The sequence below is a fragment of the Psychromonas sp. Urea-02u-13 genome (assembly GCF_002835995.1).
In the GTDB taxonomy this organism is placed as follows: domain Bacteria; phylum Pseudomonadota; class Gammaproteobacteria; order Enterobacterales; family Psychromonadaceae; genus Psychromonas.
In genome coordinates, this window is the sequence record NZ_PJBZ01000047.1 from 41809 (window position 1) to 58352 (window position 16544).

Annotated in this window: 20 protein-coding genes; 8 read left to right on the forward strand and 12 right to left on the reverse strand. The window is 36.6% G+C overall.

Features of this window, described 5'->3' with window-relative positions:
- Positions 1 to 8: 8 nt before the first annotated feature.
- The 9 genes from CXF74_RS07070 to CXF74_RS07110 all read right to left on the reverse strand — a co-directional run bounded on the left by CXF74_RS07070 (position 9) and on the right by CXF74_RS07110 (position 5502).
- A complete protein-coding gene (locus CXF74_RS07070) occupies positions 9 to 854 on the reverse strand; it encodes a major capsid protein P2 (RefSeq protein WP_101081710.1) in 846 nt (281 codons plus the stop codon).
- Between the two features lie 306 nt (positions 855 to 1160).
- Positions 1161 to 1820, reverse strand: a complete 660-nt coding sequence (locus CXF74_RS07075) for an ATPase (RefSeq protein WP_101081711.1) — start codon at positions 1818 to 1820, stop codon at positions 1161 to 1163.
- Entirely contained in the window at positions 1807 to 2274 is a 468-nt protein-coding gene (locus CXF74_RS07080) for a hypothetical protein (RefSeq protein ID WP_101081712.1), read from the reverse strand. The genes CXF74_RS07075 and CXF74_RS07080 overlap by 14 nt, the downstream gene beginning before the upstream one ends.
- Entirely contained in the window at positions 2274 to 2672 is a 399-nt protein-coding gene (locus tag CXF74_RS07085) for a hypothetical protein (protein ID WP_101081713.1), read from the reverse strand. The genes CXF74_RS07080 and CXF74_RS07085 overlap by 1 nt, the downstream gene beginning before the upstream one ends.
- A complete protein-coding gene (locus tag CXF74_RS07090) occupies positions 2673 to 2915 on the reverse strand; it encodes a hypothetical protein (RefSeq protein WP_101081714.1) in 243 nt (80 codons plus the stop codon).
- Positions 2890 to 4779, reverse strand: a complete 1890-nt coding sequence (locus tag CXF74_RS07095; protein WP_101081715.1) for a replication endonuclease — start codon at positions 4777 to 4779, stop codon at positions 2890 to 2892. The genes CXF74_RS07090 and CXF74_RS07095 overlap by 26 nt, the downstream gene beginning before the upstream one ends.
- Positions 4779 to 5048, reverse strand: a complete 270-nt coding sequence (locus CXF74_RS07100; RefSeq protein WP_101081716.1) for a hypothetical protein — start codon at positions 5046 to 5048, stop codon at positions 4779 to 4781. The genes CXF74_RS07095 and CXF74_RS07100 overlap by 1 nt, the downstream gene beginning before the upstream one ends.
- Positions 5048 to 5260 carry a crAss001_48 related protein gene (locus CXF74_RS07105; RefSeq protein ID WP_101081717.1) on the reverse strand — a complete coding sequence of 71 codons (213 nt, stop codon included), beginning with the start codon at positions 5258 to 5260 and terminating at the stop codon, positions 5048 to 5050. Before CXF74_RS07105 ends, CXF74_RS07100 begins: the two co-directional genes overlap by 1 nt.
- Positions 5260 to 5502, reverse strand: a complete 243-nt coding sequence (locus CXF74_RS07110; protein ID WP_101081718.1) for a hypothetical protein — start codon at positions 5500 to 5502, stop codon at positions 5260 to 5262. The genes CXF74_RS07105 and CXF74_RS07110 overlap by 1 nt, the downstream gene beginning before the upstream one ends.
- Positions 5503 to 5620: 118 nt before the next feature.
- Here CXF74_RS07110 and CXF74_RS07115 point away from each other — a divergent pair, with 118 nt between their 5' ends.
- Complete coding sequence (locus tag CXF74_RS07115; RefSeq protein ID WP_101081719.1) at positions 5621 to 5911, forward strand: helix-turn-helix transcriptional regulator; 291 nt, start codon at positions 5621 to 5623, stop codon at positions 5909 to 5911.
- Positions 5912 to 5948: 37 nt separating this feature from the next.
- Positions 5949 to 6908: a phage integrase gene (locus tag CXF74_RS07120; RefSeq protein ID WP_101081720.1), complete on the forward strand. Its 960-nt coding sequence runs from the start codon at positions 5949 to 5951 to the stop codon at positions 6906 to 6908.
- 249 nt (positions 6909 to 7157) lie between these two features.
- On the opposite strand, the gene CXF74_RS07125 is transcribed toward CXF74_RS07120, so the two are convergent.
- Both CXF74_RS07125 and CXF74_RS07130 read right to left on the reverse strand, forming a co-directional pair.
- Complete coding sequence (locus CXF74_RS07125) at positions 7158 to 8327, reverse strand: HpaII family restriction endonuclease (RefSeq protein ID WP_157822346.1); 1170 nt, start codon at positions 8325 to 8327, stop codon at positions 7158 to 7160.
- Positions 8328 to 8339: 12 nt separating this feature from the next.
- Positions 8340 to 9233 carry a DNA cytosine methyltransferase gene (locus CXF74_RS07130; protein WP_101081722.1) on the reverse strand — a complete coding sequence of 298 codons (894 nt, stop codon included), beginning with the start codon at positions 9231 to 9233 and terminating at the stop codon, positions 8340 to 8342.
- Positions 9234 to 9994: 761 nt separating this feature from the next.
- Between CXF74_RS07130 and CXF74_RS07135 the strand changes: the two genes are divergently transcribed.
- On the forward strand, positions 9995 to 10825 hold the full coding sequence (locus tag CXF74_RS07135; protein WP_101081723.1) for a substrate-binding periplasmic protein: 831 nt from the start codon (positions 9995 to 9997) through the stop codon (positions 10823 to 10825).
- A gap of 243 nt (positions 10826 to 11068) precedes the next feature.
- Here CXF74_RS07135 and CXF74_RS07140 read toward each other — a convergent pair whose 3' ends face one another.
- Entirely contained in the window at positions 11069 to 11779 is a 711-nt protein-coding gene (locus tag CXF74_RS07140) for an SDR family NAD(P)-dependent oxidoreductase (RefSeq protein ID WP_101081724.1), read from the reverse strand.
- 327 nt (positions 11780 to 12106) lie between these two features.
- Between CXF74_RS07140 and CXF74_RS07145 the strand changes: the two genes are divergently transcribed.
- The 5 genes from CXF74_RS07145 (at position 12107) to CXF74_RS07165 (ending at position 16462) form a co-directional block, all read left to right on the forward strand.
- Positions 12107 to 12652 carry a hypothetical protein gene (locus CXF74_RS07145; protein WP_101081725.1) on the forward strand — a complete coding sequence of 182 codons (546 nt, stop codon included), beginning with the start codon at positions 12107 to 12109 and terminating at the stop codon, positions 12650 to 12652.
- Positions 12653 to 12871: 219 nt separating this feature from the next.
- The gene (locus tag CXF74_RS07150) at positions 12872 to 13843 is read left to right on the forward strand and encodes a hypothetical protein (protein WP_101081726.1); all 972 of its coding nucleotides are present in this window, start codon (positions 12872 to 12874) and stop codon (positions 13841 to 13843) included.
- 726 nt (positions 13844 to 14569) lie between these two features.
- Positions 14570 to 15154, forward strand: coding sequence for a DUF4142 domain-containing protein (locus CXF74_RS07155; protein ID WP_157822347.1), 585 nt, complete (start codon positions 14570 to 14572; stop codon positions 15152 to 15154).
- Positions 15155 to 15293: 139 nt separating this feature from the next.
- A complete protein-coding gene (locus tag CXF74_RS07160) occupies positions 15294 to 15539 on the forward strand; it encodes a plastocyanin/azurin family copper-binding protein (RefSeq protein WP_157822348.1) in 246 nt (81 codons plus the stop codon).
- 197 nt (positions 15540 to 15736) lie between these two features.
- Positions 15737 to 16462: an RNA polymerase sigma factor gene (locus CXF74_RS07165; protein WP_101081729.1), complete on the forward strand. Its 726-nt coding sequence runs from the start codon at positions 15737 to 15739 to the stop codon at positions 16460 to 16462.
- Positions 16463 to 16544: the final 82 nt, after the last annotated feature.

Consider the following 16544-nt stretch of genomic DNA (forward strand, 5'->3'; position numbering starts at 1 on the left):
ACCTACTATTACTGAGGGAGTGCTTTCACTTGTTCAATTTGGTCAACAAGCAAACGAATATTTCCCGCATTGGTTTTAGTAATGCGAAAATCTAAAGACTTACGCGCAAACGTTGGAAAACGCCCATCTTCTGCAAAGCCATACTGTAAGAAATCAAGCACATAAGCATTGGTTAGGGGGGAGCGGCCATTACTGATTAAATCAAAAGAGTTATCAGCACTTGTTGACTCAAATTCAACCAAGTCATCTCGTTTAATTTCAACCTTTGTAATATCTGGCGCTTGAAAAATTAAACGGCGTAACGTTCTGCGTGGGTCGCGGTCTTGCCAATCAAACGGAGTTTCACCGCTTTGGTTAGCTGTCCAATCAAGTGTAAATAGGCGCGGTAAAAAAAAGCGTTCAGGTTGCGCTTGCGTTGTTTGTGCACGAAGTTTTATTTCGGGTACGATTTCACTATCAGATGCACTTGCAGAGGTTTTAAGCTCAACATAAATCATAATATGGTCATTTTCTAACGTAACTAATTCACCTGCTCGGACGCCTTGGCGGGTGCGCATTTGAGGGTTAGAGAATGGAATCACTAAACGGCCTGCTTCAACGTAAAGCTTGCGCTGTTTTGCTAGTTCGTTTAATTCAACGCCTGTAAGCGAAACAAACTCTTTGCCACCTAATGTCATAGATACTTTTAAAATATCAGTCACATTAAGGTTATGTTTGATTTCAATGTTTTGATAAGTGGGGCCACAAACTAAGCGTAAATTCGCTTTTTGACCGTAACCTACGGCATTCATTGGGTTTAATTCGTGTGGCTTTGGTGCATATCGACCACGATTAAATGCTAAAAGTTGAGACATTTTGTCTTCCTTAATTTTTAAAAAGTTAAATGAGATGCAAGGCTTTAATTAACCGATTACATCTTCAACAGCGCCAACATTATTTGAAGCCCAAACAACCAGACCCGCAACGACAAGCGCAATGCCTGCAGTAATCACGTGAGATTTTTTCATAATTTATTTGCCTTAATTAGCTTAAAAAAAAAGCCACTCAGATGAGTAGCTTTATTGAGTGGCCTTAGTAAGCGCTATTTATTCCCTTTGATTCCTAATACTATTTTTCGTTATTGCGTTTAAATAACGCGTAAGTGAGGCGTAGGTCACAAATTACCACTTTATAACGCCCGTTTTAAACTGCTTTCCATCCTGCAAAATGTAATCAAGTGGCTCTAATTGCTCTATCTCTTTAGAGGGGATACCTGTCATTTTTTCTAAATAAACTGCACTTGCCTTTGTTTTTTGCATCATCACACAAGCCCGTTGGCAATTATCAACAATGGTTTTTGATACTTCCTGACCACGTTGAAACAGGTTGATAGTATGGACATTAAACTTACGACCTAAACGTAAAAGCTTGCCGTGATAACCAGTGGCCTTACCTGCATTTAAACTATGCTCTGCAACTTCTTCACAGATCACTTTAAATGGTTTTTTATGCTTACCATTGCCAAGCGCCCAAATGACACCACAAAAAGCGTCAAAATCTTTTACCGTGGTTTCATGCTTGGGTTGATAAGCAATCTTAAAGCCCTGCTTTGTTTTTCGCCCTGCAATTAATGCACTAGCAAAGGCTTTTAAGTTTGAATAGCCACGCACTACACCGCCTGCGACCTTGCCCTGATAATCTCCAACTGGGTCAAAAAATGCAACGTGGTCACTCGCTTTGATAAATAGCTTTTTAACCGCTGAGGTTTTACCGCAACCACTCATACCAACTGCAAAAATGTGCCCGTTTTTAAGTTCGTTATTGGGGTTAACTGGTTGCATCTGTCTCCGCCTCTTTTTTAGGTTTACTGGCCACCTTTTCTGCATCCACTTTTTTGAGGGCTTTAACTTGAGTTAAAGAAGTAAAACACAGCGTTCCCAATGCAAAGGTAAACATGATTTCTTCTTTATATTGTAAAAACCACGGTGGAAGTTCACCGCCATATTTAACAAAGAGAGGTGCAAAACTCTTACTCACATTTTCTTTTTGTGCCTTTTCAAGCTCAAAGCTTTTGTGACCAAATTGCTTAACTAACCCCTCACCCGCACCAAGCAAAGCGACCGCTGTCATTTCGCCTTGTGCCAATAATAAAGATTCATCAATTGCGGGCGTTGCTTCAGTACTTTCCCCATCATCCAACGTATTTAAAAAATCAGTTTCTTCAATTGTGTTTTGAATGATCTCTTCTTCAATGATTAGGTTTGATTCCATTTCGTTATTCTCAATATTTTCCATTACGCTACCGCCTTAATAAATTTAATTAGACCACCAAAACAGAGGCCAACTACAACACCCACGCCAACACTAGCGGGGGTACTCATTCCACCTGTTTTAATAACAGGCTTTTCTACTTGTTTTTGTGAATATTTAACCGGTTCCTTATTGGATTTAATATTCACAATATTGCATTCATCTAACGGTTTATTTTGAAGTGAAATTTCAGCTTCAATTTCTTCCAATGGTTTAAATGTTTTTAATTCAGCTTGCGCCATTGCACCTGTTCTTGTGTCTGGACCGCATGAACAACGGGCATGAACATATTTAATGCGCTTTCCTGTGCCTTGCTTGACTGATTTTGGCTCTTTGCAGGTATTGCATTTGATGTAACCCAATATTTCATTTTTATTTTCCACTTAACATTCCCCTTGATTGGCTTTGTATTGCATTAATTCACGTTTAAAAAATGCATTACATTGTTGAAAATCTTCAAGCGCTTTGATCACTTCAACGGGTGCGCCATTACTAACCATTCCCATTAATGCAGTAAATTTGCTCTCTTTTAACGTCTCAGAAAATTTGATTAATATTTTTTCTGATTTTTCGGAGAGTAAAACGACTTTTTTAAATTGGTCACTCTCTATATTTTGATTTTTCACTACCCACGACCCCTTTTTGTTTGTTTTTTTGCTTCGGATTTAATTTCGATTTATCTGAGTGCGTACAGTTATTGACAGAACTCCAAGGGGAAAACTGACGTTTTCTAACTGCATTGCTCTCCTGTGTTTTTGTGGCTCTGACTATCTCCCATGAACCCTCTCTAGTGACTTTTTCAAGACCTAAAGACTCAACACCCTGTGTTTTATTAACAAGCTCTCCGTAGCTGTTTTCGACTTGCTTATAAGTCAGTGAAACAGGCATTAATGAGCGAGGGCAAAAAATACCGCCCATTGATAAGAGGTACATTGACCAGTTGCCAATGTCCGCGCTATAACGGGCTAATTCGAGCGGGTGCTTTTCGTTTTTAAGATCTATAAATGATTTGATTTGTGCGGGACTTTCTTCGTTTTCAGTTTCGGTTTTAATATTGGTGCTTGGTAGTCTGCGCAATTCACGCCATACGCCCACAGGTGCACCGCCTATTTGTTGAAATTGGCGAATACCCCACAATGAAGCCCATGCACAAGCAGATAACGCTTCACCTTTGGCACTGTCATCTAATTTGTAACCATCTATATTTTTAGCAATGTATTTAGCAATGTAACCCGTAGCGGTACCACGTTTTTTATCAATGCGTTTATAGTCAAAGCGAGGGGTAATATCTTCGCCTAACTCCTCTCTATCTTCGGCTAAAAAGTATTCCTGCAGGACGTCTAAAATTTCCCCTTCATGTTCGGGTGCAAAAAAGAAAAGAGCATGCCAATGTGGTGTTCCATCATGGTGAGGCTCAGCAACACGAAACCCCATTAAAGGGATCTCTAATCTGTTTAATTTTGCTCTGGCTTTTTGCCATGTAGCACAAAGGTAGTTTTGTGTTTGTGATGGGTTATAGCCTTGGTAGTGTTTGTTATTTACCGATGACCATTTGTCTTTTCGTTCAACCGCTGTAAAAGCGTGATATTTAGAGGGAGCGGTAATCGTAAAGAAACCACCCATTAATTTATGTTCATCTGCGGTATCTTCAAAACCGCGCATCCTAACCATTAATTCAGTACGTCTAAGCTCTTTGTTTGCAATGCTTCCATCAACTACGCCACGCATGGGAATTTCTTCCCCTGTTTCGGTATTACGAGCAACCATTTTTTCAATATAGAGATCACCTGCTTTTTTACGTGAAACAAATTCCTTACGGCCTGTTTCACTCACATATTTTGAAACGCCCAAACGCGTTTTACCGCTAATTATTCGACAGTGTTCGCAAAATTGCATGTAAGCACGTTCTATTTTAGCCTCCCACCATTTATCAGTGCGTAAACGCTCAATACGACCCATAGCCAATAATTCATTCTTTCTCAGCTTGTACTCACCCTTGCTTTCGTTTTCTTCTTGAATTAATCGTGCGGTGGGTGGGGTAGGTGTGAAGTGCCAAAAGTTGGCATATTCAAGCATCTTTTTTTCAGTGGGGAACAGGCCAATATTTATTGGTGAAGTGCAATCTATTAAAATCGCCTGACATGCATCAGCACACAATTTAGCTTGTGCCTTACGTAGTTTGATTGTTTTTAATTTATTGAGTGATACAGGGAAAAATTGCAAAGCACTTGAAAGCTTTGCGATTTCACCACGTAACCATTGAAGGGCAGAATATCGCCCATTATAAGCATTACTATTCCACTTTTTTACATAGCGCAAATAGACATCATTAGCGCATTCAACAGGCAATAGTTTATTGATTAACTTGGTTGCCTGTTGTTTTTCATCCGCCCATTTAAGCAAAAGGATTTCACGGCCTTTATCTGAAAAGCGCGAATTCATAGAGGTTAATAATTTAGGTTGAGTATTAAAAATATTACGGCTAATCATTACTTGAACTCATAGCGCGATAAATTAGAAAAGGGCGCAGTTAATCGGCTTAAACCCTGTATTTTCTTCAATATTCTAATGCGCTCTAAATCGTTTAATTCGCATAGCTTCTTTTTAGCCGTTTCAATAACATCTGTTTTCTTGCCGACCTTAGCCACAACACAGAAAAATGAACGCTCTTCATGGGTTAAGCTATCCCACAAAATGGCACCACGGCTTGATTGATTTAGTTGTTCGTAAATTGAATTAATGTGAGTTTGACTATTCATTACGCCACATCTTCAAAATCAAAGCGTTCAATTCTCAATTCCAAAATTTCTGAATAGCCCATCATGAGGTTAAATTGTTTTGTTAGCCTCGATATTTCGCTCAATAAAACGCGTTCTCTTAAATCATCGGATAAAAGAAAACCCTTTAGATCACTTATTTTTTTATCTAACTCTTTTTTTTCTTCAACTACTCTTTTTTGATAGTTCTTCATTATTCACTCTCCAACGTGTGTGTTTCTAGTTTGAATTGACCAGAGTCAACCAACTTATAAACTTCAACTAAATCAATCAGTACCGTTTGGCGTTCAGATTGACGGGGGATAATTGGCATTTCACCTTCGCTTACCATGCGTTTAACACGAGAAACAGACATACCCGTTAAAAAACAAAAGCGATTCAATGCCATAAAGGGCGCAGGGGCGGTGATATGTATTACAGTTTTCTCAATACTCATGATTAAAGTACTCCTCAAGTGGTAAACTAAAAGTTCGTATATGTGCGTATTAGTGCGCAATCGCAACTGCTGACCCGTACGTCCCAGTATACTAGGCCAAACGAAAGAGGTAATCAACATGAATTTAGGAAAAAAAATAAAATCAATACGAATTTGTGAGCGCTTAAATCAAGTCGATTTCAGTCAACTCATTGATTTACCTATAGGAACACTACAAGGTTATGAGCAAGAGAAAAGGCACCCTACCAGTGAGGGATTGCTAAAAATTACAACGCATGAACAGTTAAAAAAGTACACGTTATGGTTAATGACGGGTGATACAGCTCTTGAGTCAGGTCAGGTTTGCCCTGATTTTTCTATTTTATTAAGTTGCGGTCTTATCGAAGACGAGACGGAAAAGCGAGCATAAGCAACTGCATGAAGATGTTTTACCGATGGGGTGCAATATGTTGATTCAAAAAGGTAATAAATGGATAACCGATGCGGATGCAAGTCGTGAATTCAACTTGCGAATTGATGCGCTCGGATATCAAAAACGTCTTAAAAATAGAACAGAAAATCACATTCGTGAAGAGATGCAACGTGATAATAGAACGTTGAGCAAATTGATTAATATCTGGTATAGGCTTCATGGCAATGTTTTAAAAGACGGTTATCCCAGATGTAAAAAGCTTCTTTGGGTAGCGAATGAATTAGATAACCCTATAGGAGCGTTGTTCTCCAGTGAAGTGTTTGCACGATACCGTGAAAAGCGAGTAAGTGAAGTTTCAACGACGACGATTAATCGAGAGCATGCTTATTTACGTGCTGTTTTTAACGAGTTGAAACGCTTAGGTGTGATCACTTATGAAAACCCATTAACCAACATTCGCCAGTTCAAAGAGACTGAAAAAGGTTTACGTTTTTTAACCTTTGACGAAATAAGCACGTTATTAAAAATGTGTGAACGTTCAAGTAATAAATCATTATCACCAGTCGTTAAAATTTGTTTGGCAACGGGGGCAAGGTGGAGTGAAGCGGAGGGGTTAAAAGCATCTCAAGTTATCAATAACAAGATCACTTATTTAGACACTAAGAGCGGTAAAAATAGAACGGTACCCATTTCTAATTCGTTATTTAATGAACTAGACGAGCTTGGCAAGTCTGGTGACCAACGATTATTTATAGGCTGTATTAATGCGTATCGTGTTGCGATAAAAGCGGCGTTTATCCAATTACCCAAAGGGCAACTTTCCCACGTTCTACGACATTCATTTGCTAGCCACTTTATTATGAAGGGGGGAAATATCGTTGTACTCAAAGATATTTTAGGGCACAGCACAATAGAAACAACCATGCGCTACGCCCATTTAGCACCGGAACATTTAGCCGATGCTGTTAAATTAAATCCATTAGAGAATAATTAAAACTATCTCTTTTAACCGTTTGGCAGTGAAAAGGGCATCAAATCAAATAACGTTTTTTACCCTCGGAAAACGCTCAATTTGAAACAAAATATTAACAAGCTTAATTAATGCCGGCACTAACAATGAACCACTCGTTTTAAGCGGTTCGTTCAAATGTTTTTACTAACCTGTTATTTTCATATGCCAAAACGGGTGTTTAACATAATAGTGATTTTACGCATATTTATTTATATTCACCTGTTCAGTAAATTACTTAAAACGTAATTGAAGGCAAATGTCCATAAAATCATTATTATGTTCTGTATAATGAAGTGCATAATTATATGATTTTTTACTTCCCTGTCCTGTAGAAGAAGGAGTTTCAAATCGAAGATTGTAATAAAGATAATCTTGAAGAGCATTCCAATTATAAAGGTGATAACAAACTACGTCACCAGTTTCTTTCACTACAATATAGCCTCCAGATGCATCATATTCGCCAGACCATGGTCTTTTAGGTTGCATGCCTAGAGCCGCATCTACAATAAGACGTTTAATTTTATATTTGTAAAAGTCGAGTAATCTGGTGGAATCTTTAGTAGTAAAATTACAAGGATTCTTTACAGCAACTATATCAACTATTTCAGAGAGGCTAGTTATTTTTGAACTCATAAATACAAGTAAGCATTCGGATAATATAACATCTAAAGAAGAGTCAATAATGAGAATATTCTCTTGAAAATTATTACTTTTAATTCTATTAAATGATAAAAAATAACCTGCTTCTAGCAATAATTTCACTCGACCTTTAGGGCCTGTATCAATAGGTAAATCATCCCTATCATATTGATGCGGTTCTAATAAATTACTTATCTCATAAGTATCGTTAATCTTATAAGGCTTTGTTATCTTATATTGAAATAAAGTCTGTCCTGATGCATTTATTAAAGTTGCAGGTGAGCTATGCTTTGATTTTATACTAAAACCAACTTCATTTTCAAAACCAGTCATAACATCATGAATAACGATATGTATATCAGCTTTTTTTGAAGATGATTGTTTCGTTACTGGGTTCTTTAGCTTATCTAAAATAGAAGATATTTCAGGTACTAAAAAAGCGCGTCCTTTCCTAGAAGATATTATTTTAAAAAAACGATCTGCCTCATCTTTAAAATCAATCATTTTGATGTAATCCGTACAACCATCGGACTCCACTTTTATTTCTTTATTTCTAGTATCGACATGATAAATAACAGGAATTGGATTTTGTTTTATACTATCAGAACGTTGCATTTCAATTGAAATAACCGGAAAATAATTATCATTGAGTTTATTTAATGAGCCATCGGCAGCGTATAAACGTCCTTCTGAAAGTACGTTTAGTAAAACATAAAATTCAGCCCATTCACCTGCATTTCTTTTTGAGTGTATTTCTGACAAAATTAAACCTTATTAATTTAAAAATATGGAGTTATGTGTTTTTAAATAATTTATTATTTTTGCAGCGGTTGCTTCGACTGCATTTACAGCTACGCTATTACCTAGCTGTTTCATAGCCTGGGTTGTAGATACTGGAAATGAAAAGTCATCAGGAAATCCCATCATTTTTATCCCTTCGACTGGGGATAATACTTTGACCTCACCATCAACTAAATAAGTATCCCAATTACGGCGGTCATGTAAACCAGACCGACGACCACCAACGCGAAGTGTATAGCCTATTTTTTTAGGGCATTCCCCACCCCAAATATCAGACATATTTGTGGTTAATGGAACCGCTTCAGGAAATTCAAATATAGGCATGTTGGATATATCTTTACGAAATCCTACAATATATACACGAGGACGATGTTGAGGTAGTCCATGGTCAGAGGCTTTGACAACTTTATATTGAAAGCTATAACCAAGTTGATTCTCTAAATAATCTTGAATAATTTTAAATGTTTTTCCATCATCATGTTTTAGTATGTGACGAACATTCTCTAAGAAAAATGCCTTTGGCCTTTTACTTTCAATTATTGAGCAAATGTTAAAAAACATATTGCCCCGATCATCTTTATCTTCATTAAACCCCTTTTTATAGCCTGCTTGACTAAATGGCTGGCAAGGGAAACCGGCACAAAGGATGTCGAAATTAGGGATTTGTTCTTTGGGTGAAATTATTTTTAATATATCGTCATTGAACATGCCAGAATCGAATAGATTAGGAGAGTATTTATATAAGTTTTCTTTGTAAGTAATTCGAGCATTTTTATCTATTTCTGATGCAAAAACGCACTCTGCATTAAGCTTGTGAAAAGCTATATGGAAACCGCCAATACCAGCGAATAGGTCAATAAATTTCATAATGTGTTCCGTAGTAATTTGAGGGAACTTATAACATGTAAGTGACCCTTTAATACAGGATTAAATAGAAATAAATAGATTCAATTCAGTGTTAAATAAAAAGTCTGTATTTGTATTATTCATTTACCATAATACCCGTTATACGAATAATTATGCAATTCACTTTTGCATAACCAAGCACGCTAATTAGCGTGTTTTTTTTGCCTTTTGAATCGTATATGTCCGTATTAGGTCGTATTGAGTCGTAAATTCACTTTTAATGATTTCAATCTTTTGATTTAAAAGAAAAACAACTGGATTCCAAATCCGTATGTTGGGAGTTCGAATCTCTCCACCCCTGCCACATTCAGATGAAACCCTAACGAGAAATCGTTGGGGTTTTTTCGTTTCTGATGCCCTATAAATTATCCCTATCTATATTTTCATAGACGTACAACGAAACCGACTCTTCACTACGCCTTATTCTGTTCTAATTGAAGTGCTCACAAACATATATTTCGCGTATATCTCTTTTGTATAATGCGCTTTAAAAACTACAATTTACATATCGACTGTATTCACCACTCAAAAAGAACCAGTTAAAGGGGCCTTTAAACTTTATCTGGGGTCGATTATAAAAATCACTGTGGTGATTATTAACGCCATATCATCATATCATCATGACATTTCGATTCACGGTTCTGCTGTAACGTTCACAACACCATGAAAGAATTGGTTTGTGGCTACCGTGTTTTATTTTTTTCGTGGCAGGGTTTTATCGTATGAAAAAGATTGTTTTTTTTATTCTCATGTATTTTATTTCAAATTCTGTTGTGTTTTCTGCGCAGAACGTGACGATTGCCACTTATGATGTTCTTCCTCCATTTGCATTCAAAGATACACATGGAAAATTGACCGGCACTTATATTGAGATAGTAAAAAGCGCCGTGTCGAAGATGCCGGATTATACCGTCACTTTCAAAGTGTTGCCTTGGACCAGGGCAAAGAGGGAAATAGAATCAGGCATGATGTTCGCAATTCTCCCGCCTTATTTTCACGCCCATGATTGGCTGACAGAGACGGAACCCAAACGCCCGTATATCTGGCCTTATTCGCTACCACTGCTTATGCAACGTGATGTAGTGGTCTGCAATGAAAAAGTGCTGGCGACGGCATCCCGAATAAAATATCCGGATGATTATAAGGGCCTGACATTTGCCATGTGGCGGGGTGATGGAAGGGCGGGTGAAAAATTCACTCGATTGGTGGCGGAGAAAAAAATTAACGTATTTCTGCTCAGTGATATGGAAACCATTATCCCTTTTCTATTGGATGAAAGAGCGGATTGTACTGTGACTTCCAGAATTCCCTTTGCATGGTATGTGAAAAAAATTAAAGAATCTGGAAAGTATCAGAAACATTACAAGAAAGGAGTCGTTTTGAAAGAAGTCGCCGTCATTTCCAGTAACGAAGGGTATTTAGGATATACAGATATTAATGCCGAGAAAAATTTTCCCTATAAAAAAGATTTTTCAATTAAGTTCGATATTGAAATTTACAAAATGAAAAAAAATGGTGAAATTGAGCAGATCATTAACCGCTTTGTTAAGTGACAGATCTTTTACGCTGCATTCATGAGTAATGGTCTGTTATAAAGTTCAACGAATTTTTAGGTATTGCCTCTAGCTCTACCTTTGTATGTTTGGCGCTTGAATCTCTCCACCTCTGCCATATTCAGATGAAGCCCTAACGAGAAATCGTTGGGGCTTTTTTGTTTCTGATGTCCTATAAATTATCCCCGTCTATATATTTCATATACATATAAGGAAATTTACTATTTATAACGGCTCAGTTTATTATTTCTCTAAATCAATGGTTTTACAGCGTATAGATAATGTCGGCAAACTAGCGCAAAGGGATAAGCTACGTATAAAATCGATGGCTTTGGTTAAATCCTGAGTTTCAATTTTTAGATTATTCATAATACGCCCATCATTGGTCATGTCGGTATCAACAACACTCGGGCATAAACAACAAACCTTAATACCCAATGGAAGCAGTTCTTGATAAAGAGATTGACTGTAACTAACGATAGCGGCTTTTGTTGCGGAGTAAGCTGCTATTTTGGGCACTGGCTCTAAGCCTGCAGTTGAGCCAATATTATAAATTTCACCGTGACCTTGTTCCGTCATTTTTTCGATAACTAAATTACATGCTGTAATGGTAGAAAGTAGGTTTACGTTTATTAATTCAGAAAGTTGATTTAGCGTTAAGTTTATATGGCCTGCCATTAAAACCCCTGCGCTATTGACCATAACATCGATAGAATTATGCTTATCAATAATGGATTTTATGCTGGACTCTACGTCTGTTGGTTTCTTAAAATCTACGCTAACTGTTTCTATATCGCATGAAGGATATTTTGCTTGTATCGCTAACTTAGTTTGATTGAGCGTTTCTTTATTTAAGGAAACTAAAATAAGTGAGTACCCTTGCTGAGCAAAGTAATAAGCAATAGCCTTTCCTATACCACGACTGCCTCCAGTAATGAGTGCAAATTTAGACATAGTGAGTTTCCTTGTTGATGAGTTTTGGCACCATAGCACCTTTAAATATTTATGATTGAAATAATATTTATCAATAACTTACTTTTTTATCACTTCAGTATTGATGAATAAATCGATATTAAGCGAATGCGTTATTTCATACCTATTGCTCTAATCACGTGTTTGAATTGTATTTCAGTTGTTATTGTTTTTTTGTAAGCTAACATCGTTGCCAATTACATGTTAATGATATACATTATCACTTTTAAATTAAATGGAATTTATTATTATTTAATTTTTTGGTGATGTATGAATTCATACTCAATAACAATAAAAGGATATACATATATGAAGCATTTAATACTATCGACCCTGTTAGTTACTACTTCTCTTTGTACTTTTGCTAACGCAAATACCAATGTTAACGAACATGTATTTAAGTCTGAAGAATGGAAAGAAGTACATATAGATGAGGATCTTTATTGGGCTAATTTAACTCGGAGTTGCAACGAAAAATTCCCAGGATCTCGACCTCCAGACCTCTCAGATATACTCGGTTTTTCACAAAAATTTAAAAATGAAGCCACGCGTCCCCAGCTCTATACTTTCCTGAGGGAAACCTTTGGCTTTGCTGACTCTAGTGATCCTAATATTCAATCTGCTTTCAACTTAAATGGTAAGCACCAAACTATTGCTCTCCCTTTTTATTTCCATGATCCAATATCGTACTACAATTCCATCACACTTTTTTCAATTGGATTTGATGAAAATAATGTATTAACTACTCAGAGCCCACTTCTTGATGAAAATGGTGGCCGAAGAAGCGCATTATCGCTTGCTCCCTCTTTAGGTGAAGTAAAAACTTTCTGTATTTTAGGCAGTGAAAACAGTTAATTTTTTATAAGTGATGAGCAATCAATAAAAGTGAGAAGGAAATAATTATTTTGCATCTCACTTTTTAAAAATTAAGTTTTGCTAATCATATTACATATCGAAAATGTCGTTTTCATACGACATTTTCATTTATAAAAATAAGAAGATATACGTAAAAAGGAGCGCTGGATTATCTGCGACCCTTTACGCGTTGACTCTATTAATTAAGAGTAAATAAATATGAATCTAAAATTTGCCGTTGCAGCCATCACTTTGGCTATGAGTTATCAAGCTTATGCGTATGATCGCTATTCTGTTTTTGAAGATTATGTTGACCAAAACTCAGTAGCAAGCAACAGTTTACGTGTGAATAAATTTATTAAAGTGATAGGGGAAGAAAAAAGTACAGTTGGAGAATACCTTTATAATCAAGAGAATAAAGTAATAAAACGTAAGTATTTGGATAGTACTTTTGATTACGAATACAACCCTGATGGCACACTTAAAGTCGCTAAGGCTTTAATGCAGCACAACAATCCTAATTCTCATATTCGCCATACGAAGCAGAACTTTATTTCTGAGTACGAATATAAAAATAGCCATAATACAAAGGTTGTCGACATTGAGCGAAAGAAAGTGTTTAACGAGCATGTCTCTAACTTAGATGGGCAACCAGAATCAACGTATACCATTCAGTATAAATATAGTGATGAAGGGAAATTAATTAAACGAGTTCAAACACCAGACAATGAGGTAGATAAATCAAAACTCATTTTCCGTTATTTATACTACCCTGATGGGCGCTTAAAAAAAGTAATAGAGGTTCAAAATCTTAACTTGTTGATTGTCAGTAAAAATACATTGAGGTTGAATTATTACAATAATGGAGAAATAAAAAAAGCGATCCATAAGAAAGATGGCGAAGTCATTAGAACTGTAGAGTTGCAATACGTTGATGATGCTTCACTAGTATACGCAGTGCACTATGTGGACCCTGTAAAAGAGTGGAAGGTTGATATGGACTTCTTTGGGCTTGCATTTTTTCCGATTAAAAACATGAAAGATAGCAGAGGCGAAAACGTTACTCAGTATGAGTATCGCTATCAAAGTACAGACGCTGATCTATTACCAGATGCTTTGGATGTAAAACTGACTCTGCCAAGCAATCATGTCATCGATCTCAAATATCGCTTTGAAAACTCTAATCTGTAGTCTTGTGAATAATTGAGGGCATCCCATATCTTAATATTTTAAGCTATGAATTTTATGTACATCAAAATGTTGGGGCCCTCGAACTTTTTGGCTTATATGTTTATTAACAATATTTAAGCCATTATTTTGAATGTTGATTACGCGGTATAAGTGATTTATTAAGCATGTTTTTTCAGTTCAATGATTATTATTTTGTGCTTAAGTCGTTTTTATACCAATTCCATTAATTTAATTTCCTATGTTTATATAGGAAAAAGGAGCTAATTGAAGGCGGGAAGTTACCGCCTTTCGAGCGGTTAACTTCGTGAAAATAGCTTCTTTTAACCAGTAAGGTTGCTTAGTTAGTTAGTTAGTTAGTTAGTTAGTTAGTTAGTTAGTTAGTTAGTGGAATTGGTGTTATTACCCGCATGTTTATCTTTCTGCTCAACCAATATTTAATTTATTACTTGCAAAGAATGGAACCGCTCCTTTTCCTAAAAACCTCCCCCTGTTATGCCACTCTGCCTAATTAAGTTGCCTAAGATTTGACTGAAAAAATGAATGATCGCAATATTTTTCGCTTGAGTGCTCGCTAACTATTAGCAGTGAAAATAACCAAGAGATCGTTTCTTTAATATTTTTAAAAGAAATCGGGAACCTTTTCCAATCTGCTTGCATCTTCATTATAAGTGACAAGGTTTTTTATGAACTGAGCACTACCTTAACTCAATTTAAAAGGAAGTAATGATGAAAAATATAATCCAAACACAAGCGAAACAATCTTTAATAATGAGTGTGAATTCGTACAGTAAAAAGCTAATAGCGATTGTAACCACATTAACCTTACTCAGTAGCTGTAGTCTTGAAGCTTCTGAGAAAAATCAGGAATTAACAGACGCAAACATAGCGGCCATTGTGGTTGGTGCAAACAACATCGATATTTCTGCTGGCGAAATTGCACTAAAGCGCTCTAAAAATGATGAGGTACGCAAATTCGCACGTACTATGATTAATGATCATACAGCGGTATTAAATGCGGCTGTCGCGTTAGTTACTAAGCTAGGTGTTATCCCAGTAAACAATGATTTAGTGGCTGCCTTATCAGCGCAATCACAATCCCACGAAGAAAAATTAAAAACACTAACGGGCAATGCTTTTGATAAAAGTTATATTGACCACGAAGTTGCATACCACAAAGCGGTTATTGAAGTCATCGAAACACAGTTGATCCCTAGCGCTAAGAACCAAGAGCTTAAGAATATGTTGGTGCATGTATTACCTGCTTTTAGAGCACACCTTAAGCACTGTGAAATGATCCAGAGTAATATTTAATGCAGTGCATTCAAGCGCAAAATATACGTACCTTTTACAGGCGTAAAAGGGCACGTATCTTAGGTACGTTACTATTCTTATTAACCAGTATTGTTATGTCGGCGGAGAGTCAGCCAAAGGAAGGTATCACGCACATAAAGTGAAAATTTCCGGATTTGAATTTTCGCCAAAGGAGTTAACCGTCAACATAGGTGATCGCGTTATTTGGCTCAATGAGGATATTACACCGCATAATATTATAATTAGCACGACAGGGAAAAGGATCACACCCGATTTATCATCCACAGAAAGTGCGACCTATACCATCACTCAAAGCATAAATTACCAATGTGGTTTACATCCATCGATGGTGGGTAAAATACTTATTAACAAAAATATTCAATAAAGGTTAATAGCAATTGGAATAACTAGCAGGTAACCCTTATAGGTTTAAAGGCCTTCTTTGTTATAAGTTGATAGAGGCACAAGCATTAATTCTGAGAGTGATACTATTTTGCTAGTGATCTTTTAGAGCATAGAAAATCCAATTGCTATCACTCGCTGTTAATAGAAATCGCTAGAAAAAAATAGGAGCAGAACAATATGACTTCGACTGAAAGCCAAATAATAACCATGGAAAGCATAGAAGTACCCGCTGAAGCGCTTACTGATGAAATGATTATAAGGGACATATTATCAGGTAACGTTAATGCCTATGGCAGTATCATGAGGCGCTACAATCAGCGCATTTATCGTTTAGCGCGCAGTATCGTTCAAAATGACGCGGCGGCTATGGATGTGGTACAGGAAGCGCATATTAAAGCCTATTCCAAAATTGCTGATTTTAAGGGCACTTCGTCTTTCTTAACCTGGCTTTACAGCATCACGCGTAATGAAGCGTTAATGCATTTACGTAAATATAAAATGGAGCGCGGTATGAATGTTATTGATATCCATTCATTAGATGGTGAACAGCAAAGTGATAGCCCAGATCTACACGTGGCTCATCCGGATAACCTACCCGAGAAAAGTGTTGAGAATATTCAGCTACAGCAATTTATTAATGGCAATGTGGATAAGATTTCCGAAAATTATAGAGTTGTATTTATTTTACTTGCGATTGAGAAGTTAAGTATTAGTGAAGTAGCGATGATTCTTAATATTAAAGAAGCCACCGTGAAAACGCGTTATTTCAGAGCAAAGCGACTGATTCGAGAAAACATTCTCAATTACCTTGATACCGTAGGCATGAACGTTTATGAATTTGGTGGAACGCACTGTGACACAGTTGTAAAAAATGTACTGGCAGTCATTAACGATAAACGCTAGTTCATTATGAGCCTGAGACTCAATAATGTGGCAATACTTCGCAGGGTTAGTTGCAGGGCAAACGGGTTATAAATAGGCAATC

Excerpts from the sequence above, each read along its gene's own strand:
- CXF74_RS07070 (WP_101081710.1), bottom strand. The coding sequence starts at position 854 with ATGTCTCAACTTTTAGCATTTAATCGTGGTCGATATGCACCAAAGCCA.
- CXF74_RS07075 (WP_101081711.1), bottom strand. The coding sequence starts at position 1,820 with ATGCAACCAGTTAACCCCAATAACGAACTTAAAAACGGGCACATTTTT.
- CXF74_RS07080 (WP_101081712.1), bottom strand. The coding sequence starts at position 2,274 with ATGGAAAATATTGAGAATAACGAAATGGAATCAAACCTAATCATTGAA.
- CXF74_RS07095 (WP_101081715.1), bottom strand. The coding sequence starts at position 4,779 with ATGATTAGCCGTAATATTTTTAATACTCAACCTAAATTATTAACCTCT.
- CXF74_RS07100 (WP_101081716.1), bottom strand. The coding sequence starts at position 5,048 with ATGAATAGTCAAACTCACATTAATTCAATTTACGAACAACTAAATCAA.
- CXF74_RS07105 (WP_101081717.1), bottom strand. The coding sequence starts at position 5,260 with ATGAAGAACTATCAAAAAAGAGTAGTTGAAGAAAAAAAAGAGTTAGAT.
- CXF74_RS07110 (WP_101081718.1), bottom strand. The coding sequence starts at position 5,502 with ATGAGTATTGAGAAAACTGTAATACATATCACCGCCCCTGCGCCCTTT.
- CXF74_RS07115 (WP_101081719.1), top strand. The coding sequence starts at position 5,621 with ATGAATTTAGGAAAAAAAATAAAATCAATACGAATTTGTGAGCGCTTA.
- CXF74_RS07120 (WP_101081720.1), top strand. The coding sequence starts at position 5,949 with ATGTTGATTCAAAAAGGTAATAAATGGATAACCGATGCGGATGCAAGT.
- CXF74_RS07130 (WP_101081722.1), bottom strand. The coding sequence starts at position 9,233 with ATGAAATTTATTGACCTATTCGCTGGTATTGGCGGTTTCCATATAGCT.
- CXF74_RS07135 (WP_101081723.1), top strand. The coding sequence starts at position 9,995 with ATGAAAAAGATTGTTTTTTTTATTCTCATGTATTTTATTTCAAATTCT.
- CXF74_RS07140 (WP_101081724.1), bottom strand. The coding sequence starts at position 11,779 with ATGTCTAAATTTGCACTCATTACTGGAGGCAGTCGTGGTATAGGAAAG.
- CXF74_RS07145 (WP_101081725.1), top strand. The coding sequence starts at position 12,107 with ATGAAGCATTTAATACTATCGACCCTGTTAGTTACTACTTCTCTTTGT.
- CXF74_RS07150 (WP_101081726.1), top strand. The coding sequence starts at position 12,872 with ATGAATCTAAAATTTGCCGTTGCAGCCATCACTTTGGCTATGAGTTAT.
- CXF74_RS07155 (WP_157822347.1), top strand. The coding sequence starts at position 14,570 with ATGAAAAATATAATCCAAACACAAGCGAAACAATCTTTAATAATGAGT.
- CXF74_RS07165 (WP_101081729.1), top strand. The coding sequence starts at position 15,737 with ATGACTTCGACTGAAAGCCAAATAATAACCATGGAAAGCATAGAAGTA.